At 70.0% G+C, this 20,649-nt stretch carries 27 protein-coding genes; 17 read left to right on the top strand and 10 right to left on the bottom strand.

The window, feature by feature from the left end; translation table 11 throughout:
- From VGL85_RS09200 to VGL85_RS09160, 9 genes are all read left to right on the top strand, one after another.
- Positions 1–313 (top strand): chemotaxis protein CheW (locus VGL85_RS09200; protein ID WP_331588319.1); only part of this gene is annotated, 313 nt, incomplete at its 5' end.
- 4 nt (positions 314–317) lie between these two features.
- Positions 318–806: a chemotaxis protein CheW gene (locus VGL85_RS09195; protein WP_331588317.1), complete on the top strand. Its 489-nt coding sequence runs from the start codon at positions 318–320 to the stop codon at positions 804–806.
- Positions 803–1,708 carry a protein-glutamate O-methyltransferase CheR gene (locus VGL85_RS09190; RefSeq protein WP_331588315.1) on the top strand — a complete coding sequence of 302 codons (906 nt, stop codon included), beginning with the start codon at positions 803–805 and terminating at the stop codon, positions 1,706–1,708. Before VGL85_RS09195 ends, VGL85_RS09190 begins: the two co-directional genes overlap by 4 nt.
- Positions 1,705–2,727: a chemotaxis response regulator protein-glutamate methylesterase gene (locus VGL85_RS09185; RefSeq protein WP_331588313.1), complete on the top strand. Its 1,023-nt coding sequence runs from the start codon at positions 1,705–1,707 to the stop codon at positions 2,725–2,727. Before VGL85_RS09190 ends, VGL85_RS09185 begins: the two co-directional genes overlap by 4 nt.
- Positions 2,727–3,116 carry a response regulator gene (locus VGL85_RS09180; protein ID WP_331588311.1) on the top strand — a complete coding sequence of 130 codons (390 nt, stop codon included), beginning with the start codon at positions 2,727–2,729 and terminating at the stop codon, positions 3,114–3,116. Before VGL85_RS09185 ends, VGL85_RS09180 begins: the two co-directional genes overlap by 1 nt.
- Positions 3,116–3,706, top strand: a complete 591-nt coding sequence (locus tag VGL85_RS09175) for a chemotaxis protein CheD (protein WP_331588309.1) — start codon at positions 3,116–3,118, stop codon at positions 3,704–3,706. Before VGL85_RS09180 ends, VGL85_RS09175 begins: the two co-directional genes overlap by 1 nt.
- On the top strand, positions 3,706–4,128 hold the full coding sequence (locus VGL85_RS09170) for a hypothetical protein (RefSeq protein WP_331588307.1): 423 nt from the start codon (positions 3,706–3,708) through the stop codon (positions 4,126–4,128). Before VGL85_RS09175 ends, VGL85_RS09170 begins: the two co-directional genes overlap by 1 nt.
- Before the next feature lies 1 nt (position 4,129).
- Positions 4,130–4,732 (top strand): response regulator, encoded by a 603-nt coding sequence (locus VGL85_RS09165; RefSeq protein ID WP_331588305.1) that lies wholly within the window; start codon positions 4,130–4,132, stop codon positions 4,730–4,732.
- Entirely contained in the window at positions 4,729–5,202 is a 474-nt protein-coding gene (locus tag VGL85_RS09160; RefSeq protein WP_331588302.1) for a hypothetical protein, read from the top strand. The genes VGL85_RS09165 and VGL85_RS09160 overlap by 4 nt, the downstream gene beginning before the upstream one ends.
- A 31-nt stretch (positions 5,203–5,233) precedes the next feature.
- Here the strand turns inward: VGL85_RS09160 and VGL85_RS09155 are convergent, their stop codons facing one another.
- A complete protein-coding gene (locus VGL85_RS09155) occupies positions 5,234–5,548 on the bottom strand; it encodes a hypothetical protein (protein ID WP_331588300.1) in 315 nt (104 codons plus the stop codon).
- 157 nt (positions 5,549–5,705) lie between these two features.
- Between VGL85_RS09155 and VGL85_RS09150 the strand changes: the two genes are divergently transcribed.
- Positions 5,706–6,260 carry a MarR family transcriptional regulator gene (locus VGL85_RS09150; protein WP_331588298.1) on the top strand — a complete coding sequence of 185 codons (555 nt, stop codon included), beginning with the start codon at positions 5,706–5,708 and terminating at the stop codon, positions 6,258–6,260.
- Between the two features lie 128 nt (positions 6,261–6,388).
- Positions 6,389–6,859, top strand: coding sequence for a response regulator (locus tag VGL85_RS09145; protein WP_331588296.1), 471 nt, complete (start codon positions 6,389–6,391; stop codon positions 6,857–6,859).
- Here VGL85_RS09145 and VGL85_RS09140 read toward each other — a convergent pair.
- Positions 6,829–7,641 carry a sensor histidine kinase gene (locus VGL85_RS09140; protein ID WP_331588294.1) on the bottom strand — a complete coding sequence of 271 codons (813 nt, stop codon included), beginning with the start codon at positions 7,639–7,641 and terminating at the stop codon, positions 6,829–6,831. The two genes, VGL85_RS09145 and VGL85_RS09140, sit on opposite strands and share 31 nt — an antisense overlap.
- Positions 7,642–7,721: 80 nt before the next feature.
- On the opposite strand from VGL85_RS09140, the gene VGL85_RS09135 reads away from it, so the two are divergent.
- Positions 7,722–8,750, top strand: a complete 1,029-nt coding sequence (locus VGL85_RS09135) for an AraC family transcriptional regulator (RefSeq protein ID WP_331588292.1) — start codon at positions 7,722–7,724, stop codon at positions 8,748–8,750.
- A gap of 24 nt (positions 8,751–8,774) precedes the next feature.
- On the opposite strand, the gene VGL85_RS09130 is transcribed toward VGL85_RS09135, so the two are convergent.
- The 4 genes from VGL85_RS09130 to VGL85_RS09115 all read right to left on the bottom strand — a co-directional run bounded on the left by VGL85_RS09130 (position 8,775) and on the right by VGL85_RS09115 (position 12,218).
- Entirely contained in the window at positions 8,775–9,476 is a 702-nt protein-coding gene (locus VGL85_RS09130) for a response regulator transcription factor (RefSeq protein WP_331588290.1), read from the bottom strand.
- Positions 9,477–9,570: 94 nt separating this feature from the next.
- Positions 9,571–10,347, bottom strand: coding sequence for a response regulator (locus VGL85_RS09125; RefSeq protein WP_331588288.1), 777 nt, complete (start codon positions 10,345–10,347; stop codon positions 9,571–9,573).
- Positions 10,348–10,584: 237 nt separating this feature from the next.
- A complete protein-coding gene (locus tag VGL85_RS09120) occupies positions 10,585–11,187 on the bottom strand; it encodes a TetR/AcrR family transcriptional regulator (protein ID WP_331588286.1) in 603 nt (200 codons plus the stop codon).
- An 8-nt stretch (positions 11,188–11,195) separates the two neighbouring features.
- Positions 11,196–12,218: a glutathione S-transferase N-terminal domain-containing protein gene (locus VGL85_RS09115; RefSeq protein ID WP_331588284.1), complete on the bottom strand. Its 1,023-nt coding sequence runs from the start codon at positions 12,216–12,218 to the stop codon at positions 11,196–11,198.
- A gap of 128 nt (positions 12,219–12,346) precedes the next feature.
- On the opposite strand from VGL85_RS09115, the gene VGL85_RS09110 reads away from it, so the two are divergent.
- The 3 genes from VGL85_RS09110 to VGL85_RS09100 all read left to right on the top strand — a co-directional run bounded on the left by VGL85_RS09110 (position 12,347) and on the right by VGL85_RS09100 (position 14,084).
- A complete protein-coding gene (locus tag VGL85_RS09110; RefSeq protein ID WP_331588282.1) occupies positions 12,347–13,261 on the top strand; it encodes a haloalkane dehalogenase in 915 nt (304 codons plus the stop codon).
- Positions 13,261–13,674, top strand: coding sequence for a DUF1330 domain-containing protein (locus tag VGL85_RS09105; protein WP_331588280.1), 414 nt, complete (start codon positions 13,261–13,263; stop codon positions 13,672–13,674). The genes VGL85_RS09110 and VGL85_RS09105 overlap by 1 nt, the downstream gene beginning before the upstream one ends.
- 74 nt (positions 13,675–13,748) lie before the next feature.
- On the top strand, positions 13,749–14,084 hold the full coding sequence (locus tag VGL85_RS09100; protein ID WP_331588278.1) for a hypothetical protein: 336 nt from the start codon (positions 13,749–13,751) through the stop codon (positions 14,082–14,084).
- On the opposite strand, the gene VGL85_RS09095 is transcribed toward VGL85_RS09100, so the two are convergent.
- Both VGL85_RS09095 and VGL85_RS09090 read right to left on the bottom strand, forming a co-directional pair.
- Complete coding sequence (locus VGL85_RS09095) at positions 14,081–14,515, bottom strand: hypothetical protein (RefSeq protein WP_331588276.1); 435 nt, start codon at positions 14,513–14,515, stop codon at positions 14,081–14,083. The two genes, VGL85_RS09100 and VGL85_RS09095, sit on opposite strands and share 4 nt — an antisense overlap.
- 28 nt (positions 14,516–14,543) lie before the next feature.
- On the bottom strand, positions 14,544–16,223 hold the full coding sequence (locus tag VGL85_RS09090; protein ID WP_331588274.1) for a sulfatase-like hydrolase/transferase: 1,680 nt from the start codon (positions 16,221–16,223) through the stop codon (positions 14,544–14,546).
- Positions 16,224–16,328: 105 nt separating this feature from the next.
- On the opposite strand from VGL85_RS09090, the gene VGL85_RS09085 reads away from it, so the two are divergent.
- Positions 16,329–17,375, top strand: a complete 1,047-nt coding sequence (locus VGL85_RS09085; RefSeq protein ID WP_331588272.1) for a hypothetical protein — start codon at positions 16,329–16,331, stop codon at positions 17,373–17,375.
- A gap of 118 nt (positions 17,376–17,493) precedes the next feature.
- Here the strand turns inward: VGL85_RS09085 and VGL85_RS09080 are convergent, their stop codons facing one another.
- Both VGL85_RS09080 and VGL85_RS09075 read right to left on the bottom strand, forming a co-directional pair.
- Positions 17,494–18,837 carry an amidohydrolase family protein gene (locus VGL85_RS09080; protein WP_331588270.1) on the bottom strand — a complete coding sequence of 448 codons (1,344 nt, stop codon included), beginning with the start codon at positions 18,835–18,837 and terminating at the stop codon, positions 17,494–17,496.
- Positions 18,838–18,895: 58 nt separating this feature from the next.
- Entirely contained in the window at positions 18,896–20,047 is a 1,152-nt protein-coding gene (locus VGL85_RS09075) for an aminotransferase class V-fold PLP-dependent enzyme (RefSeq protein ID WP_331588268.1), read from the bottom strand.
- A 73-nt stretch (positions 20,048–20,120) separates the two neighbouring features.
- Here VGL85_RS09075 and VGL85_RS09070 point away from each other — a divergent pair.
- Positions 20,121–20,649: amino acid permease (locus VGL85_RS09070; protein ID WP_331588266.1), on the top strand; the 529-nt coding region annotated here is incomplete at its 3' end.

Raw genomic sequence — 20,649 nt, 5'->3', positions numbered from 1 at the left:
CACCCCGCTGATCGACGTGGGCATGGCGCTGGGCTACCGCGCCAACCCGATGGACGCGACGCAGGGCGTGGCGCTGTTGATCGAAGGCGAGGGCGGCGCGCGCGCGGCCCTGCTGGTCGACGCCATCCAGGGCCAGCGCCAGGTGGTCATCAAGAGCCTCGAGGCCAACTATCGGCAGGTGCCGGGCGTGGCCGCCGCGACCATCCTGGGCGACGGCCGCGTGGCGCTGATCCTCGACATCGACACCATCGTCGCGGTCTCCCGTGGCGCTGACACTCTCCGCGCCGAAAAGCGCTTGGCGGCAACAGGTTGAACCCATGAGCCAGACTCATTCCCCCTCCCAGGCCCAGACCAATCCGACCGCAGGGTCCCTGCGTGAGCTGATCTCGTTCCGGATCGGCGCCCAGGAATTCTGCGTGGACATCATGGCCGTCCGCGAGATCCGCGGCTGGACCGCGGCGACCGCGCTCCCGCAATCGCCGGCCTTCGTCCGTGGGGTGATCAATCTGCGCGGCGCCGTGCTGCCGATCGTCGACCTGGCCGCGCGCCTGGGCTTCGAGGGTTCGGAGACCACCGACCGCCACGTGATCATCGTCGCCCAGATCGGCGAGCAGGTCGTGGGCCTGCTGGTCGACGCGGTCAGCGACATCCTCACCGTCACCGACGAGGTGATCCAGCCGACCCCCGACGTCGCTTCCGACACCGCCAAGACCTTCGTCCGTGGCCTGCTGGCCATCGACGGGCGGATGATCAGCCTGATCGGCCTGGAGCGCGTGCTGCCGGACCTCGACCTCGAAGCCGCATGAGCGCCCAGCCTGTCATGAAGGCCCAAGGCGGTCCGGCCATGGTCGAAGGCGAATTCCTCTTCACCGAGGGGGACTTCCGCAAGATCGCCGCCATGGTGCATGGCGACGCCGGAATCGCCCTGCCCGAGACCAAGGCCACCCTGGTCTATTCGCGGCTGGCCAAACGGCTGCGCGCGCTCGGCATCCAGAGCTTCCAGGACTACTGCGCCCTGGTCGCGACCGCCGACGGCGTCGACGAGCGCCAGAAGATGCTGGCGGCGCTGACCACCAACGTCACCCGCTTCTTCCGCGAGCCGCACCACTTCGACCACCTGCGCGACCAGCTGCTGCCGAAGCTGCTGGCGGCTGCGCGGGCCGGCGCGCGCGCGCGCATCTGGTCGGCGGCCTGTTCCAGCGGCCAGGAGCCCTATTCCATCGCCATGACGGCGCTGGCCATGGCGCCTGACCTCGCCAACCTGGACTTCCGGATCCTGGCCACCGACATCGACCCCAACGTCGTGCGCGAGGCGCGCGAGGCGGTCTATAGCGACTCCCTCCTGGCCGGCATGCCGGAAGAGCATCGCAGGCGCTGGACCACGGTCGTCCCCGGCCGGCCTGGCTATTCGCGCATCGCCGAGGAGGCGCGCGCGCTGATCACCTTCAACGAGCTGAACCTGATCGCCGACTGGCCGATGAAGGGCCGGTTCGACGCCATCTTCTGCCGCAACGTCGCGATCTACTTCGACGACGACACCCAGGCCAGGCTTTGGAGCCGTTTCGCGGGCCTGCTGCCGCTGGAGGGCCGGCTCTACATCGGCCACTCCGAGCGCGTGGCCGGCCCCGCCGCCCAGAACTTCACGCCCGACGGCATCACCACCTACCGGCTGACCTCCATGCCGCGCGCCGGGGAGGTCGCCCGATGATCCGTGTCCTGATCGTCGACGATTCCGCCACCATGCGCCGGCTGATCGCCGTGACGCTTTCGGCCCATCCGGACTTCGAGGTGGTGGGCGAGGCGGCCGATCCCCTGCAGGCCCGCGACGCCATCAAGGCGTTGAACCCTGACGTCCTCACCCTGGATGTCGAGATGCCGAACATGAACGGCCTCGACTTCCTGGAACGGCTGATGCGGCTGCGCCCCATGCCGGTGGTGATGGTCTCGACGCTCACCACCCGCGGCGCGGAGGTGACGCTGGCGGCCCTCGAGCTGGGCGCCGTCGATTGCGTCGCCAAGCCCACCGCCGCCACGCCCAAGGCCTTCGACGCCCTGCCCGAGAAGCTGCGCGCCGCGGCGCAGGCGAAGGTTCGCCCTCTGCGCGCGCCGGCCAATCCGCCCGAGCCCGCCGGCGGCTTCGACCCGGGCGACCGGATCGTGGCGATCGGCTCGTCCACCGGCGGGGTCGAGGCCCTGCTGGCCATCGTCGAGCGCCTGCCGGCCAACTGTCCGCCGACGGTGATCACCCAGCACATGCCGGCGACCTTCACCAAAAGCTTCGCCGAACGCCTGAACCGCGCCTGCGCGGCCGAGGTGCGCGAGGCCCGCGACGGCGACCCGCTGGCGCCGGGCAAGGTGTTCCTGGCCCCGGGCGGCGAGAGCCACCTGGAGATCGACGGGGTCAACCACCTGCGCTGCCGCGTCACGCCGGGACCGCCGGTCAACGGCCACTGTCCCTCGGTCGACAGGCTGTTCGAGTCCGTGGCCCGCGTGGCCAAAGCCCGGGCGGTGGGCGTGATCCTGACCGGCATGGGCCGCGACGGCGCCCGCGGTCTGCTCGCCATCCGCGAGGCCGGCGGCGGGACCCTGGGCCAGAACGAAGCCACCAGCGTGGTCTACGGCATGCCCAAGGCCGCCTTCGAAATCGGCGCCGTCGAACGCCAGCTTCCGCTGGAAAAGATCGCTGGCGCCATCCTGCAACACTCCATCCGGGAAGGGGTCAGCTGATGCCCGCCGCCTCGACACTCACCTGCCTCGTGGTCGACGACCAGCAGACCATCCGCTCGCTCGTGCGCAGCGGCCTGCAGGAGCTCGGCTTCAAGGCGATCCACGAAGCCAACGACGGCGAGGACGGCCTGCGCCACATGCTGAGCCGGCCGATCAACCTGGTGATCAGCGACTTCAACATGCCCAAGCTGGACGGCCTGGGCCTGCTGCGCGCCGTGCGCGCCCACCCGCCGATCCAGAAGACCGCCTTCATCATGCTCACCGGCCGCGCCGACAAGGAGCTGGTGCAGCGCGCCGTGCAGTTCGGGGTCAACAACTACCTGGTGAAGCCGTTCACCGTGGCCACGCTCCGGGAAAAGATCGAAGCGGTCTTCGGGGCGCTCAACTGATGAGCTTCACCTTCGCCCAGGAGCCGGAGCGGGCGCCCTCGCGCGAGGGGTCCGAGCTGCGCAAGGTCCATGTGATCCAGGGCCAGTACCACGTGTCGAGCGACGCGGACCTGGTGCTGACCACGATCCTCGGATCCTGCGTGGCCGCGTGCGTGCGCGATCCGGCGGCGGGCGTCGGCGGCATGAACCATTTCCTCCTGCCTGGCGAGACGTCCTCCGGAAACGGCGGCGAAGGCCTGCGCTACGGCGTCCAGTCGATGGAACTTCTGGTCAACGCCCTGCTGCGCCGCGGCGCGCGGCGCGACCGGCTGGAGATCAAGCTGTTCGGCGGCGCGCGGCTGATCGAGGGGCTCACCGACGTGGGCTCGCAGAACGCCGCCTTCGCCGAGCGTTTCGCGCGCGACGAGGGCCTGACCTACGTTGGCGGCTCGCTGCGCGGCCAGCGCGCGCGCCGCATCCAGTATTGGCCGGTGAGCGGACGCGCCCGCCAGGTGCTGCTGGAGGCTTCCGGCCAGCAGGTGTTCGCCGCCGAGCGTCCGCCGCCCGCGCCCGCGCCGGAACAGGCCGGCGGCGACATGGAGCTGTTCTGATGGCCGCCGCGACCGCCACGGCGACGGCTTCCGGGCGCCTTCACGACAGGCCGATCTTGCGGCCGCTTTCCGAGCCCTTGCACCTGGCCGTCGCGGAGCTTGCCGAGCTCGCCGCGCTCAGCGAGCGGCTGCAGCACGCCATCGCCCGCGTCACCGAGGCGCGGGGCGCGCCCGACGCGGACTTCCTCACCGAGGCTCAGGCGGCGGACCTGCTCAGCCAGCGGCTGGCCGGCCTGGCCGCCTTCCTGCGGGTGATCGCCGCCACCGCGCCGCAGGGCGTGACCACCGATGTCCACGCCGCGGTGATGGGCCTGACGCTCGCCGAGCAGGCGCGCCGCCTGGGCGGCCTGCCGCCGGGCGCGGCCGATACGGCGGCCGCCGAAGCGCCGGACAGCGGCGAACTGCAGCTCTTCGAGGCGTGAGATGGGCGGACTGCCGCTGCGCCAGCAGGAACGCGTCAACCTCTCCACCGCCGAGGTGCTGATCGCCGGCGGCGATCCTGACGGCCTGGAGGTGATGGTGCAGATGTTCGCCGGCTTCGGCGTGCAGATGCCGCGGCGTTGCGCCACCGGCGCCGAGGCCATGACCATCGTCGGCGAGCGCGAACTGAACCTGATGGTCATCGACAGCGACCTGGGCGACAGCGACGGCTACGACTTCATCAAGTGGCTGCGCCGCTGCGGCTCGCCCAACGCCTGGGCGCCGAGCCTGCTGATCACCGGCCACACCACGCCCTCGCAGATCTTCCGCGGTCGCGATGCGGGCGCGAGCTTCGTGGTTCGCAAGCCGGTTGCGCCGCTGGTGATGATGCAGCGCATCGTCTGGCTGCTGTCCGATCCGCGCGCCTTCGTCACCTCGCCGGGCTACTGCGGGCCGGACCGCCGGGTCCGATCGCTCGGCCCGCCCGTCGGCATGAAGGGCCGCCGCCACGACGACCTGTCGGTGGAGGTCGGCGCGGCCACCACCCCCAACCTCGAGCAGGACGAGATCGACGCCCTGTTCCAGCCGAAAGCCGTCGCTCGATGACCAGCCTCAATCCCGCGCGCGTGTTCAAGGTGGACAACAAGCTCGCCCGCCTGGCGCGCCAGCCCGGCGGCAAGACGATCGACGAAGCCGTGCGCGGCGCCGAGCACCGGATCGAAGCCGTGCGCGACCAATGCGTCGCCGCCCTGGCGATCAAGGCCGAGCAGTTGGCCACCCTGGCCGGCGGCGATCGCACGGGCGACGTCGCCGAACTGCTGGAGCGGCTCTACAACCTATCGAACGCCATCTTCGGCGTGGCCGGGGTCTACGGGATGGAGCCGCTGGCGGAGGCGGCCTGCAGCCTGTGCGACCTGCTGCATGGCTTCCGTCTTGGCGAAAAGGCCAACTGGTCGGCTGTGGACGTGCATGTGGACGGCATCCGCCTCTTGGCCAACGGGCGGGAAGAGGGCGCCGCCTCGATCCTGGCCGGCCTGGCGCAGGTGCGCGCGCTGTTCACGCCGGCGGACCTCTAACCCGCAAAGCTTCGCGATCAGCGCGGAGGCCTCAGGCCACGCAGGCGCTCGGCAGGGCGTCGGCGGCGGCGACCAGCGCCTGGCGTATCGCCAGGGAAAGGCGCGCTTCGGCCGGCGCGCGTTGCATCCGGTCGCGGGCGTCCTCGACGATCCCGCGGGCGCCGGGCGCGGCGCGGTCGGCCTCGTCTTCCAGGGCGGTTTCGGCGGCGGCCTGGGCGGCGTCGGACAGGGCGGCGAGGGCCTGGAGGGTCGCGCGGCTCAGCGCCAGGGCGGCGTGGATCTCGGCGCTAAGATCGGCCTGAACGCCGCGTTGTTCGGCATTGGCCACCGCCAGGGTCTCGTGCACGACCGTCCTCTTTCCGGCCCCCGTTCGAGGGGGATTAAGGCGGCATAATGCTTGGCGGTTAATCGATACTGAAAATGTGCATATGCACCTATCTGCGTAACGAATTATCTGGTTCTGCATTGTAAATGCGAACGAATTGCATTTGATTGCACGTCTCATGTTGCCCTCGAAACCCGAGACCCGATCGGCTGCCGCCCGCAGGAACCGGGACAACTCCGTCGATCCGGAGGGCGAGTTCCCGCTGGGGGCGCCCGAGTACTTCTTCTACCTGGTGTTCCAGACCGCCCGTCAGCGGGACCTGCAGTTCGACCGGATCCTGAAACCGGCCGGCCTGACCGTCGCGCTCTGGCGGTCGCTGGCGATCATCCGCCGGCTGGACGGCTGCACCATGAGCCAGCTCGCCCGCTATTCGACCGTGGAACGCACGACACTCTCCCGGGCCGTGGACCAGCTGGTGATGCGCGGCTTCATCCAGCGTTCGGTTCCCGGGCATGACCGGCGGCAGGTCATCCTCGCGCTCACCGACCTGGGCGAAGAGACCTATATACGCGCTGTGGCGATCCTCAAGGAGTTCAACGCCGGCCTGCTGGCGGACGTGGAGCACGAACGCCTGCGCGACGTGACCCGGGTATTGCAGCACGCCCTGCGCAAGATCACCGGCGACGATGCGCTGGCCACCGATCTGCTGACCTTCGGCCGCGCCCCCGGCTGACCGGCGGGCGGGCATTCTTCTCACGCGCTGCTTCTCGGAGGCTGCCTCCCGATTCCCATTTATTCCCACTTTTAACGATGAATTATCGACCGTCGCCGACCCTTGAGGGGAACCGACGGAGTGTCACGATGCGCGATCCTGTCCCTGCGGCCATACCGGCGACGCTTGCGTCGGCCGAAGCCCATGCGCCGCTGCGGGTCCTGGCCGCCGAGGACAACGCCGTGAACCAGGCCGTGCTGACGGCGCTGCTGGCCCAGATCGGCGTCGAGCCGATCCTGGTGAAGAACGGCCTGGAGGTCGTCGCCGCCTGGGAATCCGGCCAGTGGGACGTGATCCTGATGGATATCCAGATGCCCTGGATGGACGGCCTTTCCGCCGCGCGCGCCATCCGTGACCGGGAGACCGCGCTGGGCCGCGCTCCGACCCCCATCATCGCGGTGACCGCCAATGCTACGACCTATCAGCCGGAAACCTACCGGGCCGCCGGCATCAGCGATGTGGTGTCCAAGCCGATCCACGTGGAAGCTCTGTTCGGGGCGCTGCTGGCGGCGGTGACGGGGCCGGAGATTCAGTCCGCGGCCAGGGCGGCGGTCGGCTGAACCGCGATCCCGGCGGTCTCGCCGCAGGGCAGGAAGAGCCGCGCCGCGCAGCCGCGGCCGGGGGCGGAGCCGATCTCCAGCCGTCCGCCCGACTGGCGGGCGAAGCCGCTCACCATGCTGAGGCCCAGGCCCGTGCCCTCGCCCACAGGCTTGGTGGTGAAGAAGGGCTCGCTCGCCCGCGCCAGCGTCTCGGCCGTCATGCCTTCGCCGGTGTCGCTGACGGTGATCAGCGCCTCATCCCGACCGTTTGGGCCGCTCCGCCGCTCCGCCGCCAGGGTCAGCACGCCGCCGTTCGGCATGGCGTCGCGGGCGTTGACGGCGAGGTTGAGGATCGCCGAGGTGAGCTGGGTGCGGTCGGCCAGGCAGTGGAGCGGTGCGTCTGTCACCTGCACGCGCACGCGGACCGCCTCACCCAGCACGCGGCGCAGCACCAAGGCCATCTCGTCCAGGAAGCCGCCGCAGTCGACGGGCTCCAGCGCCGTCGGCTGGCTGCGCGCGAAGGTGAGCAACCGGGCCACCAGCTCGGCGCCGCGCTCGGCGGCGTCCAGGGCCATGCGGGCCACGGGCCCAAGCTCGCGGTCGGCCTCCAGCGCTTGGCTGAGCGCCTCGGTCGAACCGATCACGATGGCCAGCAGGTTGTTGAAGTCGTGGGCGATGCCGCCGGTCAGCTGACCGATCGCCTCCAGCTTCTGCGCCTGGAAGAGCCGGGCCTGGCGCTCGTCGCCGGACGGCGCGGCGCCGCGATCGGCGAGGGCAAGCGGCGGGGGTTCGGGCGGGATCATTTTGTCGCAGTCCCGCCCAGCCGCTTGATTTGTCGGGACACGGCGCGGCTCATGGTTCGGCGAACATCGGCGGGGGCCGAATGCCAGACCTTGGACGCAGCGCCGTCCTGACCGGCTTTGTGGAGACCGCGCGCGGCCTGGGGCTCGATCCCCATCGCCTGGCCGCCGAGGCCGGCGTGCCGCGCGAGGCGCTCTCCGACACGGAGATGCGCGTCCCGTCCAAGGCGATGTCGCAGCTTCTCGAACTGGCGGCGGAGCGGTCGCGGACCGAGGACTTCGGCCTGCGCATGGCCGCCAACCGGGGCATGTCGACCATGGGCGTCATCGGCCTGGCGCTGCGCAATCAGCCCACGGCGCGCAGGGCCATGGAGATGCTGGTGCAGTACGCCTGGCTGCAGAACGAACTGCTGCGCGTGCGGCTGGAGGACGAGGGCGAGGACACCCTGCTCAGCTTCGGCATGGCCGGCTGGACGGACCGCCAGGGCGGCGAGCTGATCATGGGCATCGGCTTTCGGCTGCTGCGCGACCTGTGCGGCCCGGGCTGGCGACCTCGGGAGATCCGCTTCCTGCACGCCGCGCCGCGCAGCCTCGAAGGCTGCCGGCGCTTCTTCGGCATGACGCCGCTGTTCAACCAGGAGGTTTTCGGCCTGCTCCTCGACCGCTGCGACCTGGACAAGCCCAGCGTGATCGGCGACCCGGGCATGGCCGCGCCGCTCAACCGCTATCTGGAGCACTTGGCGGCGGGACGTTCGGCGACCCTGCGCGGCCAGGTGGTGGACCTGATCCTGTCGATGCTGCCCAACGGCGGCTGCACGGCCGACCGCGTGGCGCACCGGCTGGGGATGGACCGCCGCACCCTGCACCGCCGGCTGGCGTTGGAGGGCACGTCCTTCACCGAGATCCTGGAAGGCGCGCGGGGCGAGCTGGCCACGACCCTGCTCGCCAACAGTGACCGGCCGATGCAGAACGTGGCCGAGACCCTGGGCTTCAGCAGCCTTTCGGCGTTCGGCCACTGGTTCAAGCGCCACTTCGATTGCAGCGCCAGCCGCTATCGCGCCATCGGCGGCCGCACGCGGACGGGCGCCGGCGCATCGGTCGTCACCGCCTGATCGCATCGCCGCCACCGGGCGCGGTCAGGCGGCCACGGACGGCGAGGCGATCTCGTCAGGGTCGCGCATCACATAGCCGCCGCCCCAGACGGTCTCGATATGCTGGCGGTCGGTGGCCGAGGCGAGCTTCTGGCGCAGCTTGCAGATGAAGACGTCGATGATCTTGCCGCCGGGCTCGTCCATCCCGCCGTAGAGGCTGGTGAGGAAGACGTCCTTGTGCAGGGTCTTGCCGCGGCGGAGCGCCAGCAGTTCGAGCGTCTGGTACTCCTTGCCCGTCAGGTGGACGCGGTGGCCGTTCACATGCACGGTCCGCGCATCGAGGTTCAGGCTGACGTCGCCGATGGTGATGATCGAATCGGCGTGGCCCGAGGAGCGGCGGATCACGGCGCGCAGGCGCGCGGTGAGCTCGTCCTTGTGGAACGGCTTGACGATGTAGTCGTCGGCTCCGCCCGAGAAGGCGCGCACCTTGACCGCCACGTCGGCCGAGCCGGTCAGCATGACCACCGGGGTCTTGCCGCCGGCCCGGCGCAGGCCGCGCAGCACGTCCATGCCGCTGATGTCCTGCAGGTTCAGGTCGAGCAGGATGACGTCGTAGTCGTAGGCTTGCGCCAGCTCGAGGCCTTCCTCGCCCTCCGAGGCGACCTCCACGTTGAACTTCTCGGCGCTCAGCAGCAGTTCGACACTGCGGGCGGCCGAACGGTCGTCTTCGATCAGCAGTACGCGCATTTTCAAGGCTCCGGGTCTGGAAGGCTGTTGGGGGATGCAGCAGGGGATCGGCGCGTCGCGGACGGGCGCCTGCGATGGGGTCGGGGCGGACGTCCTAGCGATGGTGGGCCTGCAGCGACGCCGGCAGGGCGTCGCGCCGTGGCGTGGTTTCGTTGGCCGGGATCGGGGCGGCAGGACGGTCCAGCACCACCCGCGCGGCGGTGATCAGGGACGACATGCGGAACGGCTTGGCCAGCACCTCCTCGGCGCCCAGTTCGTGGGCCCAGGCCAGGAAGTTGCGGCTCTTGCCGTAGTGGCCACCGCCGGAGATGGCGATCACCCGGGTGTGCGGCGAGGCGCGGCGGGCCTCGATGATGGCGGCGATGCCTTCCATCTCCGGCATGACGATGTCGGTGACCATCAGGTCCGGCTGCAGGGTCTTCAGCAGGTCGACGCCCAGGCGGCCGTTGTGCGCGGCGTAGGTCTCGAAGCCCTCGCGGATGAAGGCGGCGGTAAGCAGGTTGAGCAGGTCCGGGTCATCCTCGACCAGCAGCACCTTGCGCACCGGAGCGACGGCGACGGCCTGCAGGGCGAGCGCGCGGGCCTGGGCGGCCGGGGTCGGCGCGGTGGCGGCCTGCGCGGCGGAGGGCTGGGCGCGCAGCTTGGCCGCCAGGGTCACGGCGCGATCGGCGGCCAGCAGGCCCACCCGGGCGAGCTCAGCGTGCTGCGGTGACTGGGCGAGGCCCGAGTTGAGCGACTCGCAGACGCCGATGATCACCGCCAGCAGGTCGATGAGGTCGCGCGCCGCGGCGCCGCGGGCGGTCTCGCCAGTGGCTTCACCGACGTCGGAACGGTCGACCGGGATCCGGTCGTGCGGAAACTCTGGGCGCATTGCAGGCGTCCGTCTCAAGATGGGTTTTTCTGGACGGATCACCCTGTGAAGGAGCTGGGCGGGGACGCCTGGCGCTCGATCCCGGCGGGGGTGATTCGGCGCGCTGTCCCTAGATGGTTAACGACAGCGCCGCTTGTTTATCGGGGACAGAAACTTGTTTATTGGGGACAAAGCGTGCGTTTGCACGGAAACCGGTGACATAACGCGTTTTGCCAGCCGCCCGCGCCAGCTGGCTTGTCAGTCGAGGAGGCGGCGGACCGCGGCCTCCAGGGTTTCCTGCGCGCGCTTGGGCGAAAGGCCCTGCTCGCGGCGCAGGCGCGACCAGGCCTCGAAACTCAGCAGCAGGTCAAGCGCCTCGACCTTCAACTGGTCGCGGGCCACCACCGGCGGCAGCTGCTGCTTCAGGATCTCGCGCAGCGCCTTCACCAGTTGCTCGTGGTCGACGTCCATGTACTTCGAGCGGCGGCGCAGCAGGGTGGTGGCGCGCAGGAAGGGGCCTACCTTCTCGAAGGCCCAGCCGCGGCGCTCGACCAGCTCCAGCACCCGGTCGCGCCAGGCTTCCGAGCGGAACGGCGTGGCGGCCGCCGCCTCCAGCTCGCCCATGATCACCACCGACATCTCGCGGAACAGGCTGTCCATGTCCTGGAAGTGGCGGAACACGGTGCGCAGGCCCACGTCGGCGCGCTGGGCCACCTGCTCGGCGCTGGGGGCCATGTCGCCGGCGTGGATGATGTCCAGCATGGCGGCCACGATGCGCGCGCGGTTGTCCTGGCCGCGACGGCGGCGACCGTCGGCGGCCGCCTCGGGCGCGATCACTCTGTGGACGGCGGCGGGACTCATTTGATGTCCTAAGCGAATAGCCCCGAAAGCCCCGCCGGCGCCAGCACCGCGTCCACCTGCGGCCGCACCTGGGAGGGCAGGGCGGCGTGCGCCTCACGCAGCCAGCCCAGGCACTTGGCCTGGTAGACGAAGGGCTGCTGGCTCCAGGGCTGGCCGTCGACTTCCGCCGTGACCTCGGCCGCGCCGGCGGCCACGGCCTGGGCGTTGGCCAGCATCACCGGCGGGTAGACGTGGCCGATCTCGGCCAGGATGGCCGTGAGGGTGGCCGGCAGGTCGGCCATCTGCAGCCAGTCGCCCTCGGCGGGCTCCAGGCCCGAGAGATCCTCCATCATGCCAACCCAGGCGCTGACCCTGGGCGCGACGGAAAGCGCCAGGGCCGCCGGCGTCGGATCGAAGTCCACCAGCTGGGTGAGCTGGCCATAGACGGCGAAGTCGCACGATCCCGGGCGCGCGCCCATCAGATAGGGGAACAGGCGCAGGTGGTCCTCGAAGGCCGCGAGGAAGCGTCGGTAGCTGGCCTCGATCACCGGCCCGGTCACCGCGTTGGAGCCTACATAGCGCAGCCGTCCGATCTGGCGCTGGGCGAAGAAGGCGCCGGCCTGGGCCAGCTCCGCGTCCGGGATGGAGTAGCCGCGCCAGCAGGGCAGGATCGCCGAGGCCTTGGCGATGTCGGGGTCATAGGCCCAGCGATAGTGGAACATGGCCTTGGTCAGCCACTCGTCCGCATAGTCCTCGATCAGCTCGCCCACGAAGGCCAGCGCCGGGTCCGGCGGGATCAGGCTGCGGCCCTCGTACTCGCGCTCGAAGCGGCGGATCAGCGGCGTGGAATCGGTGACCGCCTGCAGCTCGCCGGCCTCATCTGGCAGGTAGAAGGTGGGCAGCAACTGCACCTTGGGCTTGGGCAGGTCGCGCAGCGCCGGGTTGTTCGGCAGCATGAAGCGGTAGGGGATGCGCCGGTGGCGCAGCACGGCCAGCATCTTGCGGGTGTAGGGCGAACCCGGCGCGCCGGAGAGGGCGATGGCTTCGGTCATGGCGAGTCCCTAGCGGAATTCGGTTGAATCGTCGCGGCCGTCCTCGACTTGACGGCCATGCTATATAGTGACACTTAGAATGTCACTATATTCGGCCTTGAGGTCGCAGAGTCAATCGGGGACGCAGGATGCAGGTTTTGAGGACGCCGGACGCGCGGTTCGAGGGGCTGGACGGCTGGGCCTGTGCGCCGCGCTACGCGACGGTCACGGACGCCGACGGGACGGACCTGCGGCTGCACTATGTGGACGAGGGGCCGGCCGACGGCGCCCCGGTGCTGTTGATGCATGGCGAGCCGTCGTGGGCCTACCTCTACCGCAAGATCATCGCCGGCCTCGCCGCCCGGGGCCGCCGGGTGATCGCCCCGGACCTGATCGGCTTCGGCCGCTCCGACAAGCCGGCGTCCCGGGAAGACTATAGTTATGAGCGCCACGTGGCCTGGATGAGCCATTGGCTGCAGCAGCTGGAGCTCGAGGACGTTACCCTGTTCTGCCAGGACTGGGGCGGGCTGATCGGGCTTCGCCTGGTGGCGGCCTTCCCGGAGATGTTCGCCGGCGTGGTGGCGGCCAACACCGGCCTGCCGGTCGGCGCGGGCATGACCGACGGCTTCAAGGCCTGGCGCGACTTCTCCATGTCCACACCCCAGTTCCCGGTGGGCTTCATCGTCAACGGTGGGACCGGCCGTGACCTGACGCCCGCCGAGGTCGCCGCCTACGACGCCCCGTTCCCGGACGAGCGCTACAAGGAGGGCGCGCGGCAGTTCCCGCTGCTGGTGCCGGTGGACGCCAGCCAGGCCTCGGTTGAGGAGAACAAGGCGGCCTGGGAGGCGCTCTCGCGCTTCGACAGGCCGTTCCTGACCGCCTTCTCGGACGGCGATGCGGTGACCCGCGGCGGGGAGAAGGCGTTCCAGGACCGCGTGCCCGGCGCGAGCGGCCAGCCGCACGTCACCCTCTCCGGCGGTCATTTCCTGCAGGAGGACAGCCCGGACGAGATCACGGACATCGTGGACGCCATGATCACCCGGCGGCTGCAGGGGTTCGGCTGATGAAGGTCGAGAACCAGGTCCTGCCGACGCCGCAGAGGGCGATGGAATTCTTCGGCGGCGCCGAGGACGGGCCGTTCGTGATGGTCAACCTGCTGAAGTTCCACGACCGCGCGCGATACGACGACGGCGACCGCGGCCTGAGCGGCGAGCAGGCCTACATGCTCTACGGCGAGGGCGTGCGGAAGCTGGTCGAGGGCCTGGGCGGCAAGATCCGTTACCAGGGCCGTGTCACCGGCCTGATGCTGGGCGAGGTGGAAGAACTCTGGGACGTGGTGGCGCTGGCCGAATACCCGTCGCTGGAGGCGTTCCGGACCATGGCGATGTCAGGCGAAATGCACGCCATCGAACACCACCGCAAAGCTGGTCTCGCCGGCCAGCTCAACATCCGCACCAAGCCGGGCGCCGGGTTCTAGCGGGCAGGGCCTGGGCCAACGCGACGCAGGCCGCGGGGTGGACAGAGCCCGCGGAATGTCCGATCCGCACGGCCATGACCCGTCCTCGGAGCCGTCCCGGGTCCAGGCTGCTTTCGGCCTGGATGATCGCCGCCGCGTTCTATGTGGTCGTCGCGGCGGGCTTCAGCGTGACGCCGATCCGCCACGCCGTCGCGGAAGCCCAGGCCTTCAGGCCGCCGCCACGCGCGCGGTCCACGTTGGGGCCGATTCCCGAGGCGCCGGACACCGCGCCGGTGAGGATCGCCAAGGCGCTCGCCAGGCAGGCCGCGATCGTCCTGGGCCCTCCGGCGCTCGCCCTGTGGTTCGGCTGGGACCTCTGGTTCGCGCTGAGCGGCTTCTTCCCCTCGCGCCGCAAGCCGTTGGAGGACTAGCGGCGCGGTCGCAGCGACAGCGCCAGGAACACCAGGGCCAGCGCCACGGTGACCGGGCTGCCGTAGTGTTCGGGCGGGTGGTGGCCGTCCGCCGGCGGCTTCAGCACCCAGGCCTGCAGGCTCATCAGGCCGCGCTCGACGATCACCAGGGCCAGGAACAGCGGGGTCAGCGGGCGGTAGCGCAGGACCACGGCCAGCATGGCCAAGCCGAAAGCCAGCTGGGTCGCGCCCTCCCAGGCGAAGACGCCCACCACCACGTCGCGTCGGTCGCCGAGGTCGAGGCCGGCGATCCCCTCGGCCCCGCCGCTGGGCGCGAAGCTGTGGATCAGCGCCGGGCCCAGGGTCAGCAGGGTGACCAGGCCCAGGAACCAGACGGCGCTTCGGGCGCCACGGTACGCGCCGTTGGTGGACGGCGGCAGGAAGCTGCTCATCGGACGGTCCCCCCAGACCTGCTCCAACCTAGTTGTCCCAGAGGATATACTCCTCGCCCTTCTTCTGCGGCACGCCGCTCGGGTGGTCGATGAACACCGGCCCCTGCAGCAGCGACGGCCACAGCGGCTTGACGCTCTGGGCGTCCTGGGCGGCGATCAGGGCCAGCATGGTGCGGGTCCGCTCCGGCTGGGCCTTGGAGAGCTCGTGCTTCTCGGTGGGATCGGTCGACAGGTCATAGAGCCAGACCTTGTGCTGCGCCTCGCTGGACTGCAGCTTCCAGTCGCCGTCGAGGACGACCTTGTACTGGCCCGAGCGCCAGAACAGCGTCTGGTGCGGCCGGCCCGCCTGCTTGCCCTGGATGAAGGGCATGAGGTCGACGCCGTCGATCACCCGGTCCTTCGGCAGCGGCGCGCCGGCCGCGCCGGCGGCGGTGGCGAAGATGTCCACGTGGCCGACCGGATACTGGTAGTGCGACCCCGGCGCGATCTGGCCCGGCCAGCGCATGAAGAACGGCGCGTGGATGCCGCCCTCGAAGAAGGTCGATTTCCAGCCCCGGTAGGGCATGTTGATCTCGGGCAGGCCGATGTAGCCGGCGCCGCCGTTGTCGCTGGTGAAGATCACCAGCGTGTTGTCGTCCAGCCCGTCGTCGTGCAGCTCCTTCAGGATCCGGCCGACGTTGCGGTCGAGGTTGCGCACCATGGCGCCATAGACCCGCAGGCGGTGGTCCTTGATCTGCGGCAGGGCGTCGAAATCCTCCTTCTTGGCCTGCAGCGGCGTGTGGATGGCGTTGGGCGCGAAGTACATGAAGAACGGCCGGTTCTTGTTGGCGTGGATCGCCTTCACCGCCTCGTCGGTCAGGTAGTCGGTCATGTAGCCCTTCGGCGCGAACATCGGCCCGCCGTTGAACTGCACCTGATAGGGCAGGTTGGGCCACAGGAAGCGGTCGATCGGGTCCCAGGGCTGCTTGGAGTTCTCCACGTCTTTGTCGTGCTCGGGCAGGTACATGGAGGCGCCGGCGATGAACCCCAGGCTTTCGTCGAAGCCCATGTCCTCCGGCCGCGAGCCCTTCAGGCCCCCCAGGTGCCACTTGCCGAAGTGCAGGGTGTGGTAGCCCTGGCCCTGCAGCAGCTTGGCGATGGTGATCTCGCTGGAGGGGACCGACAGCACGTCCACCGCCTCGGCCTTGGCGGCGGTCGAGCCGGCCGGCATCTCTGCCAGGCGGTCCTTGAAGAACTTCGGCTTCACGACGTCGCCGGGCTGGGATTCCGTTCCGACCATCTTTTCGAAGCCCACCGGCGCGGGCGTGAACTCGAAGCCGAAGCGGGTGGGATAGCGGCCGGTCATGATCGCCGCGCGCGACGGCGCGCAGGTGGCGTTGCCGCAATAGCCGTTCAGGAAGTCGACGCCTTGGCGGCCGATGGAGTCGATGTTGGGCGTGGGCACCGCGCCGCGCGCCACGCCGCCGCCGCGGAAGGTGATGTCGTTGAAGCCCATGTCGTCGGCCAGGATGAAGACCACGTTCGGCCGCCGGCGCCCGGGCGGCGGCGCGGCCGGGCCCTCGGCCCAGGTCACTGGATGGTTCGGCCCCACGTGCGGCAGCTTCGAGTGGGCGATCATCGCGAAGACGGTCTCGCGGTTCATATAGGCCAGGCCGAGGGCGGCGCAGATCGCCAGCACCACGGCCAACAGCCAGGACCACAGCTTCATGACGCCTCTCCCGCGTTTTCCGGCGGCACAGTATATAGTGACACTTCGAATGTCGATAGTTGCCGCCGTAGGCGCCGCGGGCGGGCGCGGTTAGCATCGGTGGCGATGAGCCAGACCGCCGAAGTCCTGATCCGCTGCGACGACCTCGCGCCCACCCTGCGGTTCTTCACCCAGGAGCTCGGCTTCCGGATCGAGACCATCTTCCCGGCCGACGACCCCAAGGTGGCGAGCCTGTCCGGCCACGGCCTGCGGCTGCGGCTGGAACCCGGGGTCGGCGAGGCGGGAACGCTGCGCATCCCGTTGGAATCCGAGGGGAGCCAGCCACGCTCGCTGGCCGCGCCCAATGGCACGCGGATCGAATTCGTCGATCCCGACCCGCCGATCGAGGTCCCGCCGCTGCAGTCCGAGTTCATCGTGACCCGCGTGGGGGATGGCCCCGGCGCCGGCGAGGGCCGCGCGGGCATGCTCTACCGCGACCTGATCCCGGGCCGGCTCGGCGGGCGCTTCATCGCCTCGCACATCGCGATCCCTGAGGGCGGGCCGGTCTCCGACTGGGTGCATTTCCACAAGATCCGCTTCCAGATGATCTTCTGCCGCCAGGGCTGGGCCCGGCTGGTCTACGAGGACCAGGGCGAACCCTTCCTGATGCGGGCCGGCGACTGCGTGCTGCAGCCGCCGCGCATCCGCCACCGGGTGCTGGAGAGTTCGCCGGCCTTCGAAGTGGTGGAGCTGGGCTGCCCGGCCCTGCACGAAACCCTGGCCGACCACGCCATGACCTTGCCGACCGGCCGGCTGGACCGCGAGCGCGACTACGGTGGCCAGCGGTTCCTGCACGCGGTGGCGGCCGACACGCCCTGGACGGCGTCCGCCTACCCGGATTTCGAGGTGCGCGGGACCGGCATGGCGCGCGCTACCGCGGGTCTCGCCGACTGCCGCACCGTGCGGCCCGCCGGCGCGACGGGTTTCTCGGCGACGCCGTTTGCGGGCGAGCTGATGTTCGGCTTCCTGCTGGCGGGGTCGGCGAGCCTCGACTGCCGCGGCGCCCACGCGCTCGGCCCCGCCGACGCCTTTGTCATTCCGGCCGGCGAGGCGTGGGGGATCAACGGGGCGTCAGCCGACCTGGAGCTTCTCCAAGTCGAGTTGCCGGCCTGAGCCTAGACAGGCTGTCCCGGCGGAAGCCGGGACCCAAGCTGAGTTCCAGGGTGGATCTCAAACTGTGACGCCAGTCCCTGGCGCCGCATGGGTCCCGGCTTTCGCCGGGACAACCGGGTCAGGGCGTCCACCGCCGCCTTTGCGGCCCCCCCGCCATCGGCAGCTTGGACTCGTCGATGATCTCGCCGCCCTTCATCACGAAGGCGATATTCTTGACGTTCTCGATGCTGGCGGTGGGGTCGGCGTTGAGCAGCAACAGGTCGGCCATCTTGCCGGGCTCGACCGAGCCCAGGGTGTCGGCCTTGCCCAGCAGCACCGCGCCGTTGTGGGTGGCGATGGTCAGCACGTCGAACGGCTTGATGCCGGCGGCGACCAGCAGCTCCAGCTCGCGCTGCAGGGCCGGGCCGCTGGACTGGTCGGTGCCCGCCGCCACCACCCCGCCGGCGGCCCAGACCTTGCGGACGTTCTCCTCGGCGACCGGGGTCATCAGCTTCATCCAGGCGGTCCACATCCGGGCCTGGTATTCGGCGCGGACCTTGGTCTTCAGAGTCTGGCGGTCGGCGGGGCTGAAGCTCGCCGCATAGAGCGGCTGGTCGAGGAATTCCGGATGCTCGGCCAGGCGGCTGTAGTTCTCGCCGATGGTCAGCGTGCTGGCGAACGGCGTCTTCTTGGCCGCCATCAGCTTGACGAAGCTGTCGCTGACCGGGCCCTGGATCACCGGATGCGCCAGGCTGTCGGTGCCGGCGAAAATCGCCTCCTCGGCGCGCAGTTCCGACGAGATGTGGATCGTCGTGCGGATGCCGTGCAGGTTGTAGTAGCGGATGATGTCCCTGAGCAGCGGCTCGGGCATGAGGGTGATCATCGGCCGCGCGCCCCAGCCCTCCTCCTCCAGGGTCAGCTTGATGATGTCCGGCTGCTGCTCGGCGATCTGCTTGTCGAGCTTGTCCCTGTCCTTCTCGAAGTCGGAAACGGTGACCGCCATGCCCGAGCCGTGGCTGCCGGGATAGGTGATCAGGTTGCCGGTGCAGAAGATGCGTGGGCTGAGGATCTTGCCGGCCCGCTCGGCGGCGCGCAGCGGCAGGATGTTGCCCACCTGGTTTCCCGCGTCATAGACCGTGGTGACGCCGGAATAGAGGTAGCTGGCGAGCGCGGCGGTGCGGCTCTCGGCGGTGTCGGTCGCATTGTCCACGCCGCCGTGCAGGTGGATATGCACGTCCATCAGCCCGGGCATCAGGTACTTGCCGTGGGCGTCGATCACCTTCCCCTTCGGCGACTTGGCGAGGACGCTGGGCGTGATGGCCGTGATCTTGTCGCCCTCGACCTCGACGGTCATGTCGCGCTGCGGGGCGTGGCCCAGGCCGTCGATCAGGGTGACGTGCTCGATCGCATAGCTTGCCGCATGCGCGCCCGTCGCCATCGCCAGGCCGGCCGCGCAGGCCGCCAGAAGCGCCAACTTCTTCATCCGGATCGTCCCCCAAATTCGCAACTGAACTGGCCCTAGATTGGCCGGTAACAGCGCCCTACGCCAGCAGGTCCCGATTGGCGGTGAGGCCTTCCACAAGCGCGTCGATGTCGCCGCCGTCGTTGTAGGCATGGAACATCGCGCGGACCTTGTCTTCCCGCCACGAGACCACGACGCCGCGCTCGGCGAGCCGTTCGGTCATGGCCGCGGCGTCCGTCGAGCGGATCGCCACCTGCGGCCCGCGCCGTGCGTCGTCGCGCGGGGTGGCGAGCGTGCAGCCGGCCGCGGCCAGGCGGTCCATGGCCTCGCCGGTCAGCGCGCGGATGCGGGCCTCGATGGCGCGTGCGCCGGTCCGGCGGATCAGGCCGATCCCAGCTTCGGCGGCGTAGCAGTTGGGCACCGGCGGCGTGCCGGCCTCGAAGCGCCGGGCGGTGGGCGAGGGCGTGTTGGCGAAGATGTCCATGGCGGCGATGTCGGCCTGGGCGAACCAGCCGCTGACCGTGGGCGTCAGGGGCTCGATGTGCCGCCGCGCCACGTAGAGGTAGGCGACGCCGGCCGTGCCCAAGAGGTACTTCAGCATTCCGCCGACCGTGAAGTCGACGCCGAGTTTCGCCACGTCGATATCCACAGCGCCGGCTGACTGGAAGGCGTCCAGCAGCACCATCGCGCCGCGTGCGTGGGCCAGCTTCACGACGCCCTCCACGTCGATCCTGGCGCCGTTGCGGTAGCAGACGTGGGTGATCTGGACGAGCCTGGTCCGCTCGTCGATCGCGCGCTCGAAATGCGCCAGCGGCACGGTCCCATCGGCGGCTTCGGGGACGTGCTCGACCACCGCGCCGCGCGGCGCCTGGGCGTGCCAGATCTGCGCGCCGGTGGGGAACTCCAGGTTGGAGACCACGACCTTGTTGCGCGGTCCCGAGAAGTCCAGCGCGCTGGCCAGGGCGTTGATGCCGGCCGAGGCCGAGGTGGTGACCGCGATCTCGTCCGGATCGGCGTTCAGCAGGCCGGCCACGGCGGCGCGCACCGCCTCCTGCCGTTCGCCCCAGCCGCCCCAGTCGACGCCCTTCTCCAGCCGGTCGTCGAGGTAGCGGCGCATGGCCGCCTCCACCGGCGTCGCCAGCAGGCCGTAGGAGCCGCTGGCCAGATAGGCCTTGTGTTGCAACGTCGGGAACAGGGCGCGGAACGCCGCCCAATCGATCTCGCCGCTCAAAACTGTGCTCTTGTGGCGGAGGGCGAACCTGCGTTCATGAGGCGGGAAGTCCTGTTGGGTCTGTGGGGGCGGCGTGACCGACGAAGATGCGATTGTCGAGCGCGAGGCCGGGCTGCACAAGGCCCTGACGCGCGGCCAGATCACCATGATGGGCCTGGGCGGGGCGATCGGCACCGGCCTGTTCATGGGCTCGGGCATCGCCATCGGCTACGCGGGCCCGTCAGTGGTGATCAGCTACGCCATCGCCGCCTTCATCGCCGTGGTCATGGTCTGCAGCCTGTCGGAGATGGCGGTGATGCACCCCGCCGCCGGCTCGTTCGGGGTCTATGCCGAGACCTACCTCAACCCCTGGGCCGGCTACCTGGTGCGCTGGACCTACTGGTTCTGCCAGGTGGTGGCGGTGGGCGGCGACGCGGTGGCGTCGGGAACCTATATGGGCTTCTGGTTCCCGGGGATTCCGGTGTGGGTCTGGTCGCTGGGGTTCGCCGGCGCGATCATCTTCCTGAACACCCGCTCGGTGAAGAACTTCGGGACCTTCGAGTACTGGTTCGCGCTGATCAAGGTCACCGCCATCGTGCTGTTCATCATCCTGGGCGGCGCGG

Source organism: Phenylobacterium sp. (genome assembly GCF_036501465.1).
GTDB lineage: Bacteria > Pseudomonadota > Alphaproteobacteria > Caulobacterales > Caulobacteraceae > Phenylobacterium.
This window is presented reverse-complemented; position numbering and strand designations above follow the sequence as displayed.

What these genes read in the sequence shown, in the direction of transcription:
- VGL85_RS09150 (WP_331588298.1), top strand. Translation starts at nt 5,706, where the DNA reads ATGTTGCCCTCGAAACCCGAGACCCGATCGGCTGCCGCCCGCAGGAAC.
- VGL85_RS09145 (WP_331588296.1), top strand. Translation starts at nt 6,389, where the DNA reads ATGCGCGATCCTGTCCCTGCGGCCATACCGGCGACGCTTGCGTCGGCC.
- VGL85_RS09085 (WP_331588272.1), top strand. Translation starts at nt 16,329, where the DNA reads ATGAGCCAGACCGCCGAAGTCCTGATCCGCTGCGACGACCTCGCGCCC.
- VGL85_RS09115 (WP_331588284.1), bottom strand. Translation starts at nt 12,218, where the DNA reads ATGACCGAAGCCATCGCCCTCTCCGGCGCGCCGGGTTCGCCCTACACC.
- VGL85_RS09135 (WP_331588292.1), top strand. Translation starts at nt 7,722, where the DNA reads ATGCCAGACCTTGGACGCAGCGCCGTCCTGACCGGCTTTGTGGAGACC.
- VGL85_RS09130 (WP_331588290.1), bottom strand. Translation starts at nt 9,476, where the DNA reads ATGCGCGTACTGCTGATCGAAGACGACCGTTCGGCCGCCCGCAGTGTC.
- VGL85_RS09160 (WP_331588302.1), top strand. Translation starts at nt 4,729, where the DNA reads ATGACCAGCCTCAATCCCGCGCGCGTGTTCAAGGTGGACAACAAGCTC.
- VGL85_RS09090 (WP_331588274.1), bottom strand. Translation starts at nt 16,223, where the DNA reads ATGAAGCTGTGGTCCTGGCTGTTGGCCGTGGTGCTGGCGATCTGCGCC.
- VGL85_RS09110 (WP_331588282.1), top strand. Translation starts at nt 12,347, where the DNA reads ATGCAGGTTTTGAGGACGCCGGACGCGCGGTTCGAGGGGCTGGACGGC.
- VGL85_RS09095 (WP_331588276.1), bottom strand. Translation starts at nt 14,515, where the DNA reads ATGAGCAGCTTCCTGCCGCCGTCCACCAACGGCGCGTACCGTGGCGCC.
- VGL85_RS09140 (WP_331588294.1), bottom strand. Translation starts at nt 7,641, where the DNA reads ATGATCCCGCCCGAACCCCCGCCGCTTGCCCTCGCCGATCGCGGCGCC.
- VGL85_RS09120 (WP_331588286.1), bottom strand. Translation starts at nt 11,187, where the DNA reads ATGAGTCCCGCCGCCGTCCACAGAGTGATCGCGCCCGAGGCGGCCGCC.
- VGL85_RS09185 (WP_331588313.1), top strand. Translation starts at nt 1,705, where the DNA reads ATGATCCGTGTCCTGATCGTCGACGATTCCGCCACCATGCGCCGGCTG.
- VGL85_RS09180 (WP_331588311.1), top strand. Translation starts at nt 2,727, where the DNA reads ATGCCCGCCGCCTCGACACTCACCTGCCTCGTGGTCGACGACCAGCAG.
- VGL85_RS09175 (WP_331588309.1), top strand. Translation starts at nt 3,116, where the DNA reads ATGAGCTTCACCTTCGCCCAGGAGCCGGAGCGGGCGCCCTCGCGCGAG.
- VGL85_RS09190 (WP_331588315.1), top strand. Translation starts at nt 803, where the DNA reads ATGAGCGCCCAGCCTGTCATGAAGGCCCAAGGCGGTCCGGCCATGGTC.
- VGL85_RS09125 (WP_331588288.1), bottom strand. Translation starts at nt 10,347, where the DNA reads ATGCGCCCAGAGTTTCCGCACGACCGGATCCCGGTCGACCGTTCCGAC.
- VGL85_RS09170 (WP_331588307.1), top strand. Translation starts at nt 3,706, where the DNA reads ATGGCCGCCGCGACCGCCACGGCGACGGCTTCCGGGCGCCTTCACGAC.
- VGL85_RS09080 (WP_331588270.1), bottom strand. Translation starts at nt 18,837, where the DNA reads ATGAAGAAGTTGGCGCTTCTGGCGGCCTGCGCGGCCGGCCTGGCGATG.
- VGL85_RS09105 (WP_331588280.1), top strand. Translation starts at nt 13,261, where the DNA reads ATGAAGGTCGAGAACCAGGTCCTGCCGACGCCGCAGAGGGCGATGGAA.
- VGL85_RS09100 (WP_331588278.1), top strand. Translation starts at nt 13,749, where the DNA reads ATGACCCGTCCTCGGAGCCGTCCCGGGTCCAGGCTGCTTTCGGCCTGG.
- VGL85_RS09195 (WP_331588317.1), top strand. Translation starts at nt 318, where the DNA reads ATGAGCCAGACTCATTCCCCCTCCCAGGCCCAGACCAATCCGACCGCA.
- VGL85_RS09165 (WP_331588305.1), top strand. Translation starts at nt 4,130, where the DNA reads ATGGGCGGACTGCCGCTGCGCCAGCAGGAACGCGTCAACCTCTCCACC.